At 53.0% G+C, this 15,874-nt stretch carries 21 protein-coding genes and 2 pseudogenes; 14 read left to right on the forward strand and 9 right to left on the reverse strand.

What is annotated here, in order from left to right:
- Positions 1 to 35: 35 nt before the first annotated feature.
- Positions 36 to 527 (reverse strand): helix-turn-helix domain-containing protein, encoded by a 492-nt coding sequence (locus tag PFU01S_RS01265; RefSeq protein WP_248694590.1) that lies wholly within the window; start codon positions 525 to 527, stop codon positions 36 to 38.
- 224 nt (positions 528 to 751) lie between these two features.
- Between PFU01S_RS01265 and PFU01S_RS01270 the strand changes: the two genes are divergently transcribed.
- The 6 genes from PFU01S_RS01270 to PFU01S_RS01295 all read left to right on the forward strand — a co-directional run bounded on the left by PFU01S_RS01270 (position 752) and on the right by PFU01S_RS01295 (position 3,579).
- Positions 752 to 1,132 carry a hypothetical protein gene (locus tag PFU01S_RS01270; protein WP_028686728.1) on the forward strand — a complete coding sequence of 127 codons (381 nt, stop codon included), beginning with the start codon at positions 752 to 754 and terminating at the stop codon, positions 1,130 to 1,132.
- A 3-nt stretch (positions 1,133 to 1,135) separates the two neighbouring features.
- Positions 1,136 to 1,531 carry a DUF6957 family protein gene (locus tag PFU01S_RS01275; RefSeq protein ID WP_028686727.1) on the forward strand — a complete coding sequence of 132 codons (396 nt, stop codon included), beginning with the start codon at positions 1,136 to 1,138 and terminating at the stop codon, positions 1,529 to 1,531.
- An 88-nt stretch (positions 1,532 to 1,619) separates the two neighbouring features.
- Entirely contained in the window at positions 1,620 to 2,348 is a 729-nt protein-coding gene (locus PFU01S_RS01280) for a metallophosphoesterase family protein (RefSeq protein WP_028686726.1), read from the forward strand.
- A 65-nt stretch (positions 2,349 to 2,413) separates the two neighbouring features.
- A complete protein-coding gene (locus tag PFU01S_RS01285) occupies positions 2,414 to 2,806 on the forward strand; it encodes a hypothetical protein (RefSeq protein ID WP_042138972.1) in 393 nt (130 codons plus the stop codon).
- A complete protein-coding gene (locus tag PFU01S_RS22020) occupies positions 2,763 to 3,179 on the forward strand; it encodes a hypothetical protein (protein WP_154665186.1) in 417 nt (138 codons plus the stop codon). The genes PFU01S_RS01285 and PFU01S_RS22020 overlap by 44 nt, the downstream gene beginning before the upstream one ends.
- Positions 3,180 to 3,237: 58 nt before the next feature.
- A complete protein-coding gene (locus PFU01S_RS01295) occupies positions 3,238 to 3,579 on the forward strand; it encodes a hypothetical protein (RefSeq protein WP_248694589.1) in 342 nt (113 codons plus the stop codon).
- 239 nt (positions 3,580 to 3,818) lie between these two features.
- Here the strand turns inward: PFU01S_RS01295 and PFU01S_RS22025 are convergent, their stop codons facing one another.
- Positions 3,819 to 3,989 (reverse strand): hypothetical protein, encoded by a 171-nt coding sequence (locus PFU01S_RS22025; protein ID WP_154665185.1) that lies wholly within the window; start codon positions 3,987 to 3,989, stop codon positions 3,819 to 3,821.
- 732 nt (positions 3,990 to 4,721) lie between these two features.
- Between PFU01S_RS22025 and PFU01S_RS01310 the strand changes: the two genes are divergently transcribed.
- Both PFU01S_RS01310 and PFU01S_RS01315 read left to right on the forward strand, forming a co-directional pair.
- A complete protein-coding gene (locus tag PFU01S_RS01310; protein ID WP_028686723.1) occupies positions 4,722 to 4,928 on the forward strand; it encodes a hypothetical protein in 207 nt (68 codons plus the stop codon).
- Between the two features lie 143 nt (positions 4,929 to 5,071).
- Positions 5,072 to 5,437 (forward strand): histone-like nucleoid-structuring protein, MvaT/MvaU family, encoded by a 366-nt coding sequence (locus tag PFU01S_RS01315; protein ID WP_028686722.1) that lies wholly within the window; start codon positions 5,072 to 5,074, stop codon positions 5,435 to 5,437.
- A gap of 229 nt (positions 5,438 to 5,666) precedes the next feature.
- Here PFU01S_RS01315 and PFU01S_RS01320 read toward each other — a convergent pair whose 3' ends face one another.
- Positions 5,667 to 6,479, reverse strand: coding sequence for a DUF2971 domain-containing protein (locus PFU01S_RS01320; protein ID WP_028686721.1), 813 nt, complete (start codon positions 6,477 to 6,479; stop codon positions 5,667 to 5,669).
- 241 nt (positions 6,480 to 6,720) lie between these two features.
- On the opposite strand from PFU01S_RS01320, the gene PFU01S_RS22805 reads away from it, so the two are divergent.
- From PFU01S_RS22805 to PFU01S_RS22500, 3 genes are all read left to right on the forward strand, one after another.
- Positions 6,721 to 7,074 carry a YbaK/EbsC family protein gene (locus PFU01S_RS22805; RefSeq protein ID WP_369385991.1) on the forward strand — a complete coding sequence of 118 codons (354 nt, stop codon included), beginning with the start codon at positions 6,721 to 6,723 and terminating at the stop codon, positions 7,072 to 7,074.
- 285 nt (positions 7,075 to 7,359) lie between these two features.
- Positions 7,360 to 7,590, forward strand: a complete 231-nt coding sequence (locus PFU01S_RS01325) for a hypothetical protein (RefSeq protein ID WP_033736699.1) — start codon at positions 7,360 to 7,362, stop codon at positions 7,588 to 7,590.
- A gap of 62 nt (positions 7,591 to 7,652) precedes the next feature.
- A complete protein-coding gene (locus PFU01S_RS22500) occupies positions 7,653 to 7,784 on the forward strand; it encodes a hypothetical protein (RefSeq protein WP_255212314.1) in 132 nt (43 codons plus the stop codon).
- A 76-nt stretch (positions 7,785 to 7,860) separates the two neighbouring features.
- Here the strand turns inward: PFU01S_RS22500 and PFU01S_RS21520 are convergent, their stop codons facing one another.
- On the reverse strand, positions 7,861 to 8,148 hold the full coding sequence (locus PFU01S_RS21520) for a GNAT family N-acetyltransferase (RefSeq protein WP_369385992.1): 288 nt from the start codon (positions 8,146 to 8,148) through the stop codon (positions 7,861 to 7,863).
- 23 nt (positions 8,149 to 8,171) lie between these two features.
- Between PFU01S_RS21520 and PFU01S_RS22505 the strand changes: the two are divergent.
- Together PFU01S_RS22505 and PFU01S_RS22510 are read left to right on the forward strand one after the other, a co-directional pair.
- Positions 8,172 to 8,318: pseudogene (locus PFU01S_RS22505) on the forward strand (DUF4113 domain-containing protein); the annotation flags it as partial.
- A 91-nt stretch (positions 8,319 to 8,409) separates the two neighbouring features.
- Positions 8,410 to 8,664: pseudogene (locus PFU01S_RS22510) on the forward strand (antirestriction protein ArdR).
- Between the two features lie 144 nt (positions 8,665 to 8,808).
- Here the strand turns inward: PFU01S_RS22510 and PFU01S_RS01335 are convergent.
- Positions 8,809 to 10,308: a hypothetical protein gene (locus PFU01S_RS01335; RefSeq protein ID WP_028686719.1), complete on the reverse strand. Its 1,500-nt coding sequence runs from the start codon at positions 10,306 to 10,308 to the stop codon at positions 8,809 to 8,811.
- 1 nt (position 10,309) lies between these two features.
- On the reverse strand, positions 10,310 to 10,609 hold the full coding sequence (locus PFU01S_RS01340; RefSeq protein WP_028686718.1) for a hypothetical protein: 300 nt from the start codon (positions 10,607 to 10,609) through the stop codon (positions 10,310 to 10,312).
- Between the two features lie 457 nt (positions 10,610 to 11,066).
- On the opposite strand from PFU01S_RS01340, the gene PFU01S_RS01345 reads away from it, so the two are divergent.
- Positions 11,067 to 11,693: a hypothetical protein gene (locus PFU01S_RS01345; RefSeq protein ID WP_028686717.1), complete on the forward strand. Its 627-nt coding sequence runs from the start codon at positions 11,067 to 11,069 to the stop codon at positions 11,691 to 11,693.
- A 175-nt stretch (positions 11,694 to 11,868) separates the two neighbouring features.
- Here the strand turns inward: PFU01S_RS01345 and PFU01S_RS01350 are convergent, their stop codons facing one another.
- The 3 genes from PFU01S_RS01350 to PFU01S_RS01365 form a co-directional block, all read right to left on the reverse strand.
- Positions 11,869 to 12,912, reverse strand: coding sequence for a type II toxin-antitoxin system PemK/MazF family toxin (locus PFU01S_RS01350; RefSeq protein WP_050437983.1), 1,044 nt, complete (start codon positions 12,910 to 12,912; stop codon positions 11,869 to 11,871).
- A 67-nt stretch (positions 12,913 to 12,979) separates the two neighbouring features.
- Positions 12,980 to 13,795: a helix-turn-helix domain-containing protein gene (locus tag PFU01S_RS01355; protein ID WP_174435397.1), complete on the reverse strand. Its 816-nt coding sequence runs from the start codon at positions 13,793 to 13,795 to the stop codon at positions 12,980 to 12,982.
- Positions 13,796 to 14,835: 1,040 nt separating this feature from the next.
- Positions 14,836 to 15,582 carry a hypothetical protein gene (locus PFU01S_RS01365; RefSeq protein WP_028686715.1) on the reverse strand — a complete coding sequence of 249 codons (747 nt, stop codon included), beginning with the start codon at positions 15,580 to 15,582 and terminating at the stop codon, positions 14,836 to 14,838.
- Positions 15,583 to 15,874: the final 292 nt, after the last annotated feature.

Genomic DNA, 15,874 nt, shown 5'->3' on the forward strand with positions numbered 1-15,874 from the left:
AGCGCCCCCTGGTGAGAATTTGAAGGCTCAGCTGCTCAGGCCTTCTGCTCCCCCGCTGGCATGTGCCAGAACTTGTGGACAGTCGAGTACGGCATCCCCAGCTTCACTGAGGTCTCTTTCTGGCTGAGGCCGTCAGCCTTGCAGTCGAGGATTGCTTTGATCCTGTCTGGAGGAGTCGGCGGCTTGCCGGATTTCGCCGCTATCAGCACCCCATTCGAGAACTGCGCCGGCAGGTTTTCCATCACACGCATCTCACGCAGCTTGCTCAGCTCTGTCCAGAGGTGCGTCATGAACTCTTCAAGTGACTCCTTGCGTTCGTAGCAAGCGGCAGCTGCGAGGAGTGCTACCGAATCGACGTCCAGGCGCTTACTTATGTCTTCGAGCATCTCAAGGCTGATGTTGGATTTCGCGTGCTCGACCCTGTGCAGGTGTCTAGCGTCCACCGTGGTTGCGAGATGTTCCTGGGATAGGCCACGAGCGGCACGCGTGGTGCGGAGGACGGCTGCCAGGGTGTATCGCGTTGGCATGTTGAGCTTCCCGCAAAGGGAAGCATAAGGCCACACTGAAAATTCTACATCTACGTACTATAGGCAGTGAATGTAGAATGGTGTTATGGTGGCGCCATCCGTTCCCGCATGTGGCTTTTGTTCTTAGAGCACGATCATCCGTGGGCGCGAGGTTGTCAATTTATATGAATTGTTTAGGGGCGAAGTGCTAGCCAGTTGCCCGCGATTGATAGGTGGAGTGCGTCGTGCTGGTCACCCAAAGAACCGAACTACGAGGGCAGTTTTTAGCTCTGGACAGCCTGAATTTGTTTTGGGATTCAGCAAGCCTCAATCCTGATTGCTATTACTTTGTCGTTGAAGGAAGTGGCTTCGTTAATGGCTGTTTAGGCCCCTCCGTGCGTTTGGTGTCGAGCGTTGAGGTTGTTGATTCCCTCTGCAAAGGGGATGCAGTGGATTTTTTAAGCGTTAACAAAGTCCAGCTTCTCGCCCCTCCAGCGATGACCAATCAATCCGAGTTCTCGATGAAGCTGCTCTCCGAAATTCGGATCAAGGATGGTACCCAGCCAACCCCGGTGTACGAATTTGTCACGAGTGATGGCCACGTCTATTCGAGCGCGAGAGGCTGAATCATGGTCATCTCGTTGGATGAGATAACGGAGTTTCTTTACGGCGCCGGGGAGCTATTGGAGGGTTGGACAGGTACGAGAGTTGACCTGGTTCAAGCTGCGCACGAACGATTTTCAGGTAAAGCGTTTTGCCTGGTGCAGCGCTGGATTCTGGTCGAGCTACCTTCGGAAGAGGTTGAGCCGTTACCGAATGGAATGGCGCCCATGGTGATCTTTGCCCATGACGTGATCCATGACAGCCGGAGGCGTTTTGCGCCGCACTCCTGGGTGAGATCTACGTATGGGGTTTCGTTCGAGCACCCGTGCATGTTTGAAACGAGAAGCACGGTCTACCTTCTCGTCGGTGATGGTTACCGGAAGCAGGCGAAGCTTGAGCTGGTTTTGTCGTTGCAGCCCTAGAGCATTCCAGATTTTTTGAGCCCGGCCCCCTCTGGGTGGCCTTGGATGGGCGACGTTGCCTTCCGCAGCGTGGAGTACGGGGTTCCGTATGAAGGTTTTGGTTTTTTCTGATTTGCACTTGGAGTTTGCTGACTTCCAGCCACCTTCAGTAGACGCGGATCTCGTTGTACTGGCGGGCGACATTTCAGTGCGTAGCCGGGGTGTGCATTGGGCGAATGAGGTCTTCGATTGCCCGGTGATTTATGCCTGCGGCAACCACGAGCATTACGGCGGAAATGTTGACCGGACGTTGGTCAAAATGTGTGAGGCCGCTGCGCACCACGTACATGTGCTGGACAACCAGAGCATCGTCATTGGCGGCGTCCGGTTTTTGGTCGCTACGGCTTGGACGGATTACACCGCAACCGGCGATTACATGGCCGCGATGCGGGAGTGTTCAGAGTGGATGACTGACTTCAAACGGATCCGCGTCGGTGCGGGCTACAGCAAGCTTCGCCCGGTCGACCTCATTGCCCGGAACATTGCTGCTCGTGCTTACCTGGTCTCAGAGCTCGCCAAGAGCTTTGACGGTTCGACCGTTGTGGTCACGCACCATTGCCCTATCCCTGAGGTTGCCGGGAGTGGTCATGAGGGTCACCTGGGAGCTGCTTATTTCAATGCGTGGCACGACTTGGTAGCGAAGGCCGACGTGTGGATTTTTGGCCATACGCATCACGCGGTGGACACAGTCGTCTCTGGCTGTCGTGTGGTCTCTAACCCCAAGGGGTATCCCGGTGAGCGCACTGGTTTTTCCCGTGAATTCACCATCGATATTTGAATCCCGCTTTAGCGGCAAGCACCAAGCTCATTGGTGTGTTTTTGGCGTATGAACAGGAAGTGTGAATGGCAGATCAAATCAAGGAATACTGCGGTGAAGAGCTATCGACTTTTCAACTCAAGCGGGTCATCCGGGCAATGGCTCAGAAGTACCCTATGCCCATCACGGCTTACCTGAGTGATGTGGTCATCTCAGCGGACTGCGCGTTCGGTGTTGTTTTTGGCCAAACGATCCGAGGACGTGCGCATCACTTGCGTGGTTACGCGCTAAGGACGGAGCCGATCTACACCCTGTCGAAGATAGGGCGGTATTGGGTTATCTCCTCGAAGTGCGGGAATTACGTGCTGACCTCATTCAGGCGCGGCGCAGGCCGTGACAGCCTTCGAGCATTGATCGCAACAGCCGACGAGCCAGATGCGCGTTCTGGTACGCAGCCAGGCGCCTTGGCGGGCGCCTGAAGACGCGAATGCTTCATCAACTGAGCGTCGAAAGCAGCATCCGCAGGAAATCTTTTCGGCGCTGGATGCTGCTCAGAATTACGTAGTCCCTTTCGCCGTCTGGGCGGAGATGGCCAGCTTCGACCAGGCCGAAGATGAAGCCTTCTGCCTTGGCTCTCGCCACGCAAAGGTCTTGCTCGGTTGTGCAGCTGTGAATGTCATCAACGAGGCGTTTCCAGCACTCGCTCTGGCGACTGCCGGTGGCATCGGCGGCGAAAGAGGACGCATGGATAAGGGACGCGTAATAGCCAGGACGCGAGTGGTGCTCAAGGAGGGTTCTCCTAGGGAATGGGGGATGGCAAGGCTATCACGTGTTTATTCATTCGCCTGTTAAAAGCCCGGCCATGGAGCGCTCAGTTCACACATAGCAACGTTCACGCAAGGAGATTGAGATGGTCAAAAGCCGCGTACCGCTCTCTAGCTGTCCGGTCGAGGAAACTCCAGCGATCACCATCCCAAGCAGCGTCGCAAAGGCAATGCAACGTTCCTTTGGGGTCGAGATAACGGGGTACTTGTCGAGTGTGCGATATGAGGCCGGTGAGCTATCCCTCAAAGGGATCATTTTCGGCGATCGCGAGCGTCGCTTCGAGGATGGATCGTCGATCATCACATCAATCGTCCTCGACTCCCAAGAGCTTCAGGGCTTCCTGGTTGTCCGAACCCTACGCAGTGTCTATGTGGTGTGCGATTGGGCTGGCGACTGCGCTCGTGAGAATTCGAAAACCAGGCACTGAGTGTATGGCTTGAGTCCTGATGAGCGAGTTAAAGAGTGGGGTATGAAATGAAGCTCATACGATTACATGAACCCAACGAAATTGTTGACGTCACGTGTGACGGCTGTGGGTGTTCCACGCGGGGGCGCGAGGGCGATTTTCAGTTTGGAACATTGCACGGGGCATGGGGTGACGGGGCGAAACACCACAGTGAGGTGTACGAGTTGCACCTCTGCGAAAGCTGTTTCTTCACTCAGCTATCAGGCATCAAGCGAGAGCGGTGGCTCGGCATGATGTTCGAAGAAAAAGCGGACGCCTTCCTGGCCGATGAAGCCTTTGGGCGGATAGAAAACTCCACGAGGTGCAGGGGTTGAAGCGGGATCGTTGAGGGTTTCGCTCTTAGGTAGATTCTGCAGGTAGTTGGTGGCCATGAGCCATTGAAAGGCGACTTCCGAAAATATTTTTCAATGACCCCCCTTGAAATTTTTTTTGCGGGACGGAGTATATTATTTGTAATCAAAAAAAAGCTGCTCTCTCCCACCTCTCCCCCGTCACTCGTCGAATACCCTTCAGCTGCTTCTATTGCTTTGCTTTTTCTTTTTCCTTGGCTATTCGCTATCAACATGAAGGTAGAGTGGCTTTTTGATGCTTCTTTATCAAAGGCTACGATGTCTCCTACCTTGAGCCATGGTAGAGGGAATCGCTTATCCGGCCGCTAGGCCGGCTAGCTTTTCTGTTGACCTCAAATGCAGAGCGGCTTGGTTTTTTTTGAGCAGCCCTTACCACGGCCTCGGTGGCCGTGATGCCGTCTCCGAGCCCGTTCGATGTCAATTTGAAGGCACCAATGGGCGGTCTAGGCTGGCCTAGTGGCCGATAGCTCTTGACCAGCCCAGGTATCTTCCATGAAGGATAATCAGGCCAAGTTGAATGAGGCCACCGCAGACCTTCACTATTGCGATTTGATCTTCACGAGCCAAGAGTCTGCTGAGTTGAAACGGCCGGCCCAAGAGCTTCAGGCAGATGGTCAACACCCAGGGCTCGTGAGCTGTACCCTCGAGAATACAGGAGGTGTAGAGAGGGATGATCGAAATACTCAACGCCGTCAAGCCTGAGCAAGATTGAGCTCACGCCACCCGGAATTTTTGTCCATTGGAGCAGCAGTCATGAAAGACCTCAGCAAAATGCTTCCTCATGATCATCCGATGTACGCGAAAGCCGTCGAGGCGTTGAAGGCGTATCACCAGGCGCAGGATGACGGTATTACTGGTACTGAGCTTGAGCGACTGCGTTTGCTCGCTGAGCATCGCTTCCAGGCGGTTACGGACTATCAGCTTCAGGCTCTGGGCGGCCCGGCAGCGACCAGTCATTGAACGATGATACTGGTTAGTCGACTGGCACTCTTAAGTATGAGTCTCGAATTAGGCCCAATTGGGCGGAACATTTTCACTTCGATGTAGCAGTCGAATATGACAAACTGTCCTCTTCTTGAAACAACCATTTAGGGAGCAAGTATATGTCACGTCTCGCCGAATACCGACGCTTGGAGCAGCAACTCGCTCAGCAGCTCGCGGAGCTGGAAGCTATGAAAGGTGATTCCGCAATCAAGACGGAAATGGAGTTTGAGGAAAAGCTGCGCGCTCTGCTCGGTGAGTATGGCTACACCCTTCGGGACGTGATCAACATCCTTGATCCGCAAGCAGTTACTCGCCGTCAGGCTACTCAAGTGCAAGAAAAGCCATCCCGCAAGCCACGTGAGGTGAAGGTCTACAAAAACCCACATAATGGTGAGCTGGTGCAAACCAAAGGTGGTAACCACGCTGTTCTCAAAGCTTGGAAGGCCGAACACGGCGCTGAGACCGTGGAGTCCTGGCTTCAGTGAGCCCCACCCTTCTGAAAGGCTGCCCGCTGCAGGGGCCTTTCAGGCCGTTGATCTTTCGCTGATTGGCGAAGTTCACGCAACTTTTCAGCTGCAACGGGTAACGGCTGGGCACTCACGTTATATCCGCCCAAATGGCGGGATGAATCGCAGGGCGTCCAGCCGGTCTGTAGCCGCTAGCGATAGTCGGAAATCGGGCCCAGCCAGTCAACGCCTTCAGGATTTGCTTGGGTCAAAAAACTCTCAAGGAACATGCGCTTTCGCGTACGTTGCAGTCGACTTCGTGCACTCGCAAAAAGGTTTCCAGTCCTTTACGAGCCAGAGGCATATTGACGTTTGGGCCGATGGTGATTTCTTTAATCCAAGAGAGGTCTATGGGATATTCGAAGTACGGGATGATTAGCCCGGCACGACTTCGGAAGCTGACTTTCTGCTGCTTTTCCAGCTGTGACTGGATGACCAACCGGGTCTCTCGCTCATCGTAAAACTCTGCTGATTTGATGGCGCAGCAGTGGAAAATCAGGTCATTCACGATTTCCACCGAGGTGTCCTCGACGCTGGTGGTTCGCCTTTCAAATTTATTGGTAATCGAGTCGATCGATATGATGTTGTCCAAGTGCTTCTCGTCATAGTCCACCTTTTCAAGACGACATACGACGGTCTTCTTCCTGTCAACTCCTTCTGACGGCAGGATTTTGGCTTCATCGAATTCGATGGCATAGCCGGCATTCTTGGGGCAATACGCCATCCATTGTCTCAGGTTGTCGTAAGCCCGCGAAAAGGAGACGATGTATACGTCTCGCATGGTGAGATTGTCCCAGACGAATTTGGGTATGAACTCATAAAGGCCTCTGGTTGCCATCACCACGGCATCGTTGCTTTGCGAGGTCGAAGCCAAAATTTCAGCACAGCGGCGCTGGATAAGGCTGATCCCGGCGAACATTTCCTTGGAGTCATTAAGGAAACCCATGTCGGTAGCCCAGAGCGCTTTGTTCTGGATGATCCCCATCAATCCGTGGGCGTCGGTGTAGTGGTAGAGACTCATTTCGATCCTTGTCGGTCTTATGCTGGCTTGCCTGACATCTTGGTCAGATGCACTGTATGCATTGACGGGTTGCCCTCTGCGTTTGATCAGTCGAGGGTCTGCGCGCCTCTAGATCAGTCGGTTGCCGGGGGGGCAGGGGGGTGAGACTCTAACCGCAGAGCGTTACTACCGTCGAGAATTCCGGATGAATATGCACATGGTCGGCTCCAGTGAGCTCTTTGCTTTCTTGCGCGTCAGAGGAATGCCTTATCGCTTGGCACACCACGAGCCCGCCAGGACGATGGAGGACGTCCACATTGTTGAAGCCCTACTAGACGGGGTGGTCTGCAAAAATGTGCTTTTAACCGACCAGCGAGGGCGGTTCTTCCTGGTTATGACACGGCCTGAAAGACGACTGGAATTGAAGCGTTTGGGAAGCAAGGTCTGTGAGCGACGCCTGACATTCGCTAGTCATGCAGATCTGGATCGTCTACTCGGCGTATGCGCCGGTGCTGTCAGCTGCTTGGCACTAATCAATGATCATGATCGTCTCGTGTCTCTTCAAGCTCATCCGCGAGACGGGCCAAACGCTCGATGCTGTCTACGAGTTTGGTAGTCTGATCCATTATTCCGCTCCTTGGGTGATGGCCATACATAACACGTCGAAATCGGGCGCCATCGAAGCGTGGCAAATTTTGGCTCCACGTTCCCCCTTGCGGCGTGGCGTTGCGTCACCTGTAACAATCTCTCCATCTGGGCGAGGCATCGCTACTACCAGTGAAAACGCACCAGGTTCCAGCGACTGCTCTGTTCTCATCGCAGGCGCATTTCTTCCGCAGTACCTATGCAGCCGGGCATTTTCCGAATACTGTATGTCCATACAGCAATAGAGGATGCCGCCATGACAGGCACCAATCTGCCCGTAATGACGATTCAAGAGTGGCGGCAGCTGCTCAACGACACCCAGGCACTGCCCCAATCGCCGAAGAAACATCACCGGGAGCTTCTGCATCGCGCATATGCGCTACGTGATTCGCATGCCGTAGACTCAGGAGCCTTGGCCGACATGCTGGAACTCGCGGATGAAGCATTGATGTACGCCCACTCTGTCCAAGCGGATCAGCAGTGGTAAGCTAATACACGTCCTGGTGGCATGGCGTTGTGTCGGGATAGCCATGGCGAAAGGGAGAGATCGTGAAAAGAGATCTGAGCAAGGTGCTCATGCCCGACCACCCTCTGTACTACGAGGCTGTGGAAGCGCTGAAGGTCTACCATCAGGCTGAAGCTGATGGGATCGTGGGGATGGAGCTGAACGCTTATGGTTGATGGCTGAGCATCGTTTCCAGGCGGTCACCGACTAAGGGCAGCGAACGGCCACAGTTCCGCGCACACCAGAGCGTTTTTATGTGCAACGCTCGTATATCAAATAGCCATTCGCATCAGTACCGATGCACAAAAAACCCGCATTCTCGTACATCACCCTTGCAGGATTGTCAGGCCGTACGCTCAACCGTAACTGAGTGAATCCCTGACAGACGGCATCGAACATGTATGCCTCCAACAGCATCGTTCCAACGCCATTGCGGCGAAATCCTGGGGCTACGTGGAGGGTGCAAAGCTCTGCGTAGTTGCCCTCGGGAATCCACAATGAATAACCTGCGAAAGCATCGACGATGACAGCAATCTTCAGATGGTCGAAGTTCTCTGTTCATCGCGTCAAATGGCGCGCAAGGTCACTTCGCCATGAAGCTTCATGCGCAGGCTCCCAGGTACGGATATCCATGGGGCATGCGCCGGGAGATGATGAGCCAAAGCTTCACCACACGAGTTGACGAGCTATGGACTGTCTACTGCAAGTGAAAGACTAGGACAGCGGTAGGTTTGTTGGTGAGTATTTTATTTGCGCTGCTGAGTGCCTGACATTTAGGGCTAGCAAAGGGGAAATCGATCTATGAAGGATTTTTGGAATGCAATGCGCGTAACTGCTGCCCGATGACGAGCAAAGAATGAAGAGTACCGGGGCGGGATCGTGATGATCTGGGAAGGAGAGGTATACGCTTGGAAAGATGAGGTTCGAGATCCTCAATGCGAACGACCAAGTGTATACGCAGTTGATGAGACGGGACAAATCTTTATCGCGGTGGGCGGTGATGACTACAACGGAGCAGAGCGCTGGCTGGTGAAGCAGCCAGCGGTAGATGATTAACCAGGTTTCAGTTGAGCAAATGCTCAGTGCCTTCTCGTTGAGCTGTCCTGAGCGGAAACAATTGTATTGATCCTCCTGTGATTGTTTAGAGCTGACTCTCGCCATCGATGTCAGTGCGGTTTCTTTTGCTGCTCGAGGGCCAGCCTAGCGAAGTGCACTAAGTGTACAGTCTCGCATTACGCATATGAAGGTGCAGATGTGCATGAACGCAGTCCTGCAGCTATAAGGCTTGAGCATTTTAGGTAGTTCGGCGAGGAGCGCGGTACGTCTTGCCTTGACTTCGACTTGTCCAGGGAAATAATCCGGGCGTATATAATTTGATTTTCCATCTACGGCATTTGTTGCGATGGAGAATAATGATGCTATGTATGCCATCGCTTTTGTGTCCATATCGCGGTAAGCGCTGGCTAGCTGTACCTTGTTGGCTTCTACTCCCAAAGTCAAATCTACTCCCGCGTCCATCAGTGCGCTCTGGAATGCTTTGTACACGGGGACTTTTACATAAGTTTCCCCGGGGATACTTATTTTTATATTTTTATGCACAAGGCGCAAGTGGTTCAAAATTACTGCCGATATGGCCAAGTATTGGGGTGTTCTATTCGCTTCAAAATATATATCTCTTTCTTCGTCAGCTTTCTCAATAGTGATGGGGCAGTGCTTCAAGCCATAAAGCCAAATCAAACACTCTGCCTCTGCTAACAGCGCATCCGGCAAATTATTTGAATTATTGTCAAATGCTTGGGCCACTCGCTCGCCAACGTGATCCCAGGACATTTGTAAATTAAGCCTGAGTAACTCGGGAGGGAAGTGATTTATAATGTCCAAGTTGAGTTCGTGTGTTTCTTCCCAAAACGAGCTTTCGGCATCAAGGAAGAAGTCTTTCAGCAGTCGAACCCGAGCCATGTCCTTATCAGCGTCTGGTTGAGACTGCTCTAACATCAATAGGAAGCCATCTTTGGCGCGCTCAATTGCATTCGCTAAGCCAAACTCAGGGGGTATGTCCGATGGCCAGTGTTTATAGCCATTTGTGCCATCCATTCGGCCATTGATTTTATTTGATTTTGCTAAAAGCTCGCGCTGACGGGCGGTGATATAGTTAGTGGTGTACGTCGACATCAGGGATCCGAGCTTTTCGAAAGTCCCGCCATCAAACACATCACCGGTTATGTTTTCCAATAACGGTTTAGCTGAGTCATGTTGTGCGGCTGGAATGCCATTTTTAAGTAATGTAATGTAGTGGCGAGATAATGCGAGCTTCTCTTTGTGAGTCAAGCTGCCAGGGGCGCTAGAGCCAAATACAGCGCTCATTGTGGGCTTGGAACGACTGACAATCGATCGCCACTTTTTGTTTTGCGCAGACATTGAGCGCGCTAAAACCAAAAGCTTTGCTCGTTCGAATTGTAAGAGCTGGCCTGAGTTTTCGATCGTCGAGAGCTCTGAGCCCAAAATCTGATCAAACTCAATCTTGTAGCTTGCCAGCAAATCTTTGAGTGGCTCATATATTTTCTCAGACGCTTGGAACTCTTTGTAGATGTAGTTAGCGAAGCTTTCCTTGTCGAACTTTCTCATTGGCTCAATGACGTCGATTGAGATTGTGGGGTCATAGAGTGCAGGGTCGGTTGAGGCAACGTGTTTCTCGCTCATATCACTCATCCTTGTTTTCGATGCGTTGAATCGCCGCCGGGGTTGGGGTAGTGTCTACGGCTATGCGGCCAAATCCGGCATCCGCCCGCATTTGCGAAAATACGGGGCTGCCTTGCTGAAGCTGATCAAGCATCTCGAACTGGTCAGTCGCGGTGCGAACAGCCATCGGTATGGATAGCTGAGTGGTGTTGATCAGTCGTTGAGCCATCAGGCCGATGACCTGCAGGTCGCCTACCTCCTGGCGAAGCTGCGTGAAATGGTACATCTGACGACCTGGTGTGAAGACGACGTTCTTGCTCATGGTAGGCTCCGCTCGGGATACATTGGGTGCTTCGAAGATAAGCTTCCTGATGAGTCCTGCAGAGGATCGAATCTTAAGAATCCTGGTGGAAGGCTTCTTTTGGTGCTCCTAAGCTTGTGCTTTGAGGCCGGCGAAAATCTCGCTTTGGTCGGTCGAATGCGCCATGGGCGATGTCTAGCCTAGAAAGCGTCGCGTTCCCCGAAGGGGCTACAGGCTCCGATAGAATATCGTTCTTGGGTGGCCTCGTTCGGCGAACAGGTATCCAGCCCTCAATCACCAACGGCCTGCCTGATGACCGCTATGGCCGGCAGATCGTCGATTTCGTCCAAACCATCTTGCCTTCATCCGGGATGCGGCGGCTAAGCGTGTGATTCTCTATATGCTTTTTTTAAAAAGCATTGATTGCTTCTGGGTCTATTCCATGGGATGCTTTTTTCCATCTGAAAAGGAGTGCCCTATGAGCGACATCATTTCCTTGATCGAGAACGTTGCTAAGACCAAGAGCGACCTAGCTTCCGCGTCTATTCGGATGCCCAAAGAGCTCTATTCCTTCATTGAAGGGCTGGCTGACCATCTCGATATGAGCCGTCAGGAGACTATGCTCAAGCTTCTTGAAAAAGGCGTTGAGCTAGCCAAGGTCGCGCTGAAGCTCGATGACGAAGTGGAAGCTGCAGCAGAAATTGAGTCCCTACCGGTTTCAAGCTTTCACATCCTGAACACGAACAAGCGCCATAGCGTCGAGGATCATGAGCGCATGCTAAGCGAGGGCTGTGCGGCTGCATTTTATGCGCCCTGGAAGCTCAACATTGACCGCATCAACCAAGGTGACGTCGTCTTCCTGTACGAGAACGGCAAGGGTATCGTTGCTTACGGCAAGGGCACAGGCGTTACCAAAAAGCGCATGCACGATGGCCATATCGACGAATGCCATTATCAAGAGCTTGAAGGGTTTGAGCGCCTGGAAAAACCGATCTCGGCGGCGGAGATCAAGAAGACGGTTCAGAAGAACGTCGTGCTCCTCAGAACGATGTCTCCGATGCCGGAAGGTCAGCTGCTGCTGGATTTGATCAAAAAACGTGGGTAAACCCAGAAAGCAAAAAACCGCCAAATAGGCGGTTTTCTGTGAAACGTTTTCTTCTGCAGTATATGCCCTAAGGCCGTCGCGAGGTTCCGGTACTGCTCCAGCATTCCCCGCCAGTGATGAAAATTTTATCGCCAGCGAATCACTATGTCAAACAAATTGGCTGTTCGGCTTCCGATTAGGCGATCAATTTCTCAGGCGAATCTTCTGCAGCCATGTCCTCGTAAAGCTCTTTCAACTCAACGATCCGCGCTTCCAGCTGGCCATCTCCCATGCCTTTCCCCCAATCCTGGGCGACCTCTTTGTAAAGCTCCAGCTCGCGTCGCTCCGCCTCTAGGGCGGCAATCCGAGCATGGGCGGCTTCCAGATCTGTGGCGACATTGGTGAGCTGCTGAAGCTGATCACGTGTTTCGCTCAGCTTGGTTTTGGTCTGCTGGTAGTCTGTGACGCCGATGCTATGAAGGAGTGAATTTCTCAGCAGTGCTTTTTCCGGCTCCGTCAGACGCAGCGCGTAGTGAGTGTTACGGCCTCTACGGGTCTGCCCACGAACCTGGTACACGGTGGCCGGAGGCAGGATGCGGCTGACTGATACCGATTCGATCATTTGGGAAATTGCCCAGCTGTCTTTCCCGCTGGATCCCCAGAACGTCAGCTGATCCAAGGTCGCCCGCGTAAGTTGGAAGCTCGTTTTATCCGAGCTGCCTTGAGTGCGAGATGTTAGCGGGACAACCTGGCAGACACCTCGGTTAGCACGTACGACAATGGCGAGCCGGCGCTTGTGCATCTCTCCCTTCTGGAGCGTATCGCAGTAGCGCTTGTTCGTCCGAAGCTCGCCATCCTCACGCCCAATGGTCTGGATGAAGCCATAGTCGACTTCGACCAACGTCCCGAACTGAAGAACGTTGTTCAGTTTGTAGCCTGTCTTCTTAAGCGTTTGCTGAAGATACTCCTCAGGTACGGTATTGAAGATCTCGCTTAGCGTGACCGAAAACTCAGCGGGAACCACGCCTGGAGCAGTCAGCTGCGCAACCCCTTCGACGTACCATCGGTAGTTGGCAACACCAGTGAATTTCTTGATGCAGAAGATTTTATGTTCGCCGTCTCCAGGCATCAGAGCCTCAGAGATCGACTCATAGGTTTCTTTGCCCAGGGGAGACACGTTCACTGTCCCTGTAGCGAGGTCTTTGATCTGCTCAAAGTACCGGATGACGATTGTGTCCATGCCTTTCCCTGGTGCCAGCGGTTGGTTCAAAGGGTGCCAATATGCCATAACTGGATGCCCCCCGGCTCTACGCAGCTACCGGCGATGGTTGCGCCGGATCAGGCTGCTCCGAGGTGCGGGCGGTTTTGGACGCAGCCTGCTCTCGATACCGTAGTTCTAGGCCTTTAATCAGGTAGCGGTTCGTCCGGTCAAAGTCCAGAGAGTCGTCGGTGTTCGGATCGCCCGAGCGGAACGAAATCATGTTCATCTCCATCAGTAGATTGATGGCCAGGCTTACGGAATGGCGCTTCACGCCCGTGTACTCGGAGATCTTGTCATAGGTGATGACGGTTAAGCCGTCCCCGTTCGGATAGTCACGGTTGCGCATGGCCAGCAGCAGCACATAGATCTTCAATGCCTGCAACGAAAGGCGTTTGCCGAAGGTGAAAGCTTTGAGCTTGATCAGGGTTTTCTCGGGCGGATTGCTCGCCCGATCATCTTTCGACCCCCGACCCTGGTACAGCCAGCTCTTTGGGATCTTCGCGAAGCCTTTATCTTCCGTCCAGCGCTCAACGTACATCCGCGATCCACCGCGTGGCTGAGTTGTATCGCGGCGGATATGCCCCCCTTCCTCGAGTAGCCGCAGCGAGCGTGCCACTAAGTTCCGCGAATGACCTACCAAAGCGCAGAGCTCAGGGTAGGTCGTCTTCACTGTCCCGCTGGCATAGTCCGCCCGTGTGCAGATAGCGAGGTACACCTTCAGCGCCGCCAGCGAGGCATTTATCGCGACCGTGTCGACCTTGCCCTGGTCATCCACCTCGCCAAATTTCTTCAAGCCCCCGGACATCGCCCACCGATTGGGCATCTTGGCCCAGCGAGGCTTGGGTTTCTCCGATTCGCTCATTAGTGGTTCCTCATCAACGCCAGGCTCAACACCAGTGCGATGCACAGGGAGAGGTTTAGTGGGGCGGTCGTGATCGCTTTGTCGACCAGGAGGATCAATTCAGTCATGGAAATAAGCTCCGTTTCCTTCGATGAGCCGAAATTTAATCGAGCACGGCCGGATGTATCTAGATATAGGCGGAGTTTGGCACAAACCTAGAAGCCTTGTATTTATTGGGCTTGAAAGAGTTTTTTGGGAAAATTATTAGTATTTTTGGCAATACTTGCAAATAATCAAAACTGATGTTTTGATTATTGATAGTGAATATTTGAAGTCGAAAGCATGGGAATGATATGGCCGGTGGTGATTTTTCGATTCTCGAAGGGCAGCTTCAAGACCACCTAGGTGTCTCGGGGTGTCAAGTTCGGTTCGTAGCTCAGGCGACCGGCTTCACGCTCCAGATTGAGCATTCAGATCTGCAACACACGCTTTTCACCCAGCGCGGTAGTCCAAGGGTCTTCAAAAATCTGACCCTGGCGGCGGGCTTCCTCAAAGATCGAGGGGTGAAGAGGTTCACAGTGGTGCTAGTGCAGCCGAGGGCCGCGAAGCTGAAGAAGGGGGCCAAACCGAAGCGAAAGCTCAAGCCGGTCGAGCGACGGGCTTTCCCCCCTGACGAGGAGTGATGTGGATCTGAGGCATGCCGGCGGTTGATCAGCGGGTGCTCTTCTAAACGCCGTGCCCAGGCCACCCCGTGCCAGTTGTATGCGGGCAGGGAGCGTTCAAAGCATCGCAATCCGCGCAGCGGCTATAGGCTGGGGGCGAGGCGTGCAATCCCGCAGGCATCACCACCAGTAATCGGTAGCCGCGATTTCGATCAGGTCGAAGGAGCGCCTCCGAGCACTTCCTGCCCCTCACGCACTACAGCTTTGACAGCGTTTATGGTCGGATAAAGGCTATTGTCTCGTTCGTTCAATCTCAACGATCGTAACGTACTTTTGATGACCGTAATGCGGATATGCCTTGCCGCTATCACCTATTGATATCGACACTAGGCTGCGGAATCATGTGTGCATTCGGTAGCCAAAACTGAGATCCTTGATCATTTTGATCGTCTTTTTTACGGCATCTGGCAACGGGGTAAAAATAGGCTCCAGCTGGGTAAAGTAATCTTGTGTGACTTTCCAGAAGTGCCCTGGCATTTCGTGATCTGCCAGATTTTCAAACACCCCACCTTTGCCAAAAGTTCGCTCTAGGTACATAGCTACCCCATGGAGTTTAGACTGCCAATTCCACGGATAAACATCTTTCATTTCGTCCGACATTTTCACTGAGGGCTGAATGATGGCTGTTCCGTGAGATAGGACGTTTCTCAGTGCGAACAGCACCGTGATAGCTTCTTTAGTCTCCGGCTTGACGGCCTTGTCGACGGACACATCGAGGTACAGTTCAATGTGTCGCTTCAACGCTTCCCATCCTCCACTCATTTCTACTTCGGCTTGAAATTTCGCTAACAATTGCTCCATTTTATTTGGGGCGGTCTGGCCAGCCGCAATGCCTTGAGCGACTGCTTCGCTTACATCGTGACGAAGCTTGTGGGTGAGAATGCTGCGAAGCGTACCCTCGATGATTGACGCATTGAGGATGAGGATTGCAAACGCATTATTATAGTTGACCCAGTCAACTGGGTCTTCATTCTTGCTCTGAGCACGATAGCCCTCGAGGCTCCATAGTCTTCGGTGTTCTAAGCCGAGTGTTTCGTACGCAATAACCAGTGAGGATGCCGTTTCGAAAACTTTAAACGCTGCCATAATCTATTCCTTTGAGGGATTCTCCACTGTTCACGCAGGTGGGCCACCGTGTTTTCGGGGATGGTTCCTTGCGCAGTAATCCCATCGGCTGCGCGGGCGATTTCATGAGTGCTGAGTCAACTACCTCCGAAGCCGAGAAGTCGTTCACTGGTTAGGGCATTGGTTGATCCGCTGAATGCATCGGGTTCGTAGGTCTGCGCCTAGCAGGCCGTCAGCGTCCTGTCAGATGTTTGAACATCAGCTGAGTTGTTATCGACCGGTTTGTGCACCCAGGACGCGTTGATGGGCAACG

Source organism: Pseudomonas fulva NBRC 16637 = DSM 17717, from assembly GCF_000730565.1.
GTDB lineage: Bacteria > Pseudomonadota > Gammaproteobacteria > Pseudomonadales > Pseudomonadaceae > Aquipseudomonas > Aquipseudomonas fulva.

Excerpts from the sequence above, each read along its gene's own strand:
- PFU01S_RS22805 (WP_369385991.1), top strand. The coding sequence starts at position 6,721 with ATGCCTTATCGCTTGGCACACCACGAGCCCGCCAGGACGATGGAGGAC.
- PFU01S_RS22020 (WP_154665186.1), top strand. The coding sequence starts at position 2,763 with ATGCGCGTTCTGGTACGCAGCCAGGCGCCTTGGCGGGCGCCTGAAGAC.
- PFU01S_RS22025 (WP_154665185.1), bottom strand. The coding sequence starts at position 3,989 with ATGGCCACCAACTACCTGCAGAATCTACCTAAGAGCGAAACCCTCAAC.
- PFU01S_RS01295 (WP_248694589.1), top strand. The coding sequence starts at position 3,238 with ATGGTCAAAAGCCGCGTACCGCTCTCTAGCTGTCCGGTCGAGGAAACT.
- PFU01S_RS01280 (WP_028686726.1), top strand. The coding sequence starts at position 1,620 with ATGAAGGTTTTGGTTTTTTCTGATTTGCACTTGGAGTTTGCTGACTTC.
- PFU01S_RS01325 (WP_033736699.1), top strand. The coding sequence starts at position 7,360 with ATGACAGGCACCAATCTGCCCGTAATGACGATTCAAGAGTGGCGGCAG.
- PFU01S_RS01285 (WP_042138972.1), top strand. The coding sequence starts at position 2,414 with ATGGCAGATCAAATCAAGGAATACTGCGGTGAAGAGCTATCGACTTTT.
- PFU01S_RS01315 (WP_028686722.1), top strand. The coding sequence starts at position 5,072 with ATGTCACGTCTCGCCGAATACCGACGCTTGGAGCAGCAACTCGCTCAG.
- PFU01S_RS01365 (WP_028686715.1), bottom strand. The coding sequence starts at position 15,582 with ATGGCAGCGTTTAAAGTTTTCGAAACGGCATCCTCACTGGTTATTGCG.
- PFU01S_RS01350 (WP_050437983.1), bottom strand. The coding sequence starts at position 12,912 with ATGGACACAATCGTCATCCGGTACTTTGAGCAGATCAAAGACCTCGCT.
- PFU01S_RS01310 (WP_028686723.1), top strand. The coding sequence starts at position 4,722 with ATGAAAGACCTCAGCAAAATGCTTCCTCATGATCATCCGATGTACGCG.
- PFU01S_RS01355 (WP_174435397.1), bottom strand. The coding sequence starts at position 13,795 with ATGAGCGAATCGGAGAAACCCAAGCCTCGCTGGGCCAAGATGCCCAAT.
- PFU01S_RS01340 (WP_028686718.1), bottom strand. The coding sequence starts at position 10,609 with ATGAGCAAGAACGTCGTCTTCACACCAGGTCGTCAGATGTACCATTTC.
- PFU01S_RS01265 (WP_248694590.1), bottom strand. The coding sequence starts at position 527 with ATGCCAACGCGATACACCCTGGCAGCCGTCCTCCGCACCACGCGTGCC.
- PFU01S_RS01335 (WP_028686719.1), bottom strand. The coding sequence starts at position 10,308 with ATGAGCGAGAAACACGTTGCCTCAACCGACCCTGCACTCTATGACCCC.
- PFU01S_RS01345 (WP_028686717.1), top strand. The coding sequence starts at position 11,067 with ATGAGCGACATCATTTCCTTGATCGAGAACGTTGCTAAGACCAAGAGC.
- PFU01S_RS01320 (WP_028686721.1), bottom strand. The coding sequence starts at position 6,479 with ATGAGTCTCTACCACTACACCGACGCCCACGGATTGATGGGGATCATC.
- PFU01S_RS01275 (WP_028686727.1), top strand. The coding sequence starts at position 1,136 with ATGGTCATCTCGTTGGATGAGATAACGGAGTTTCTTTACGGCGCCGGG.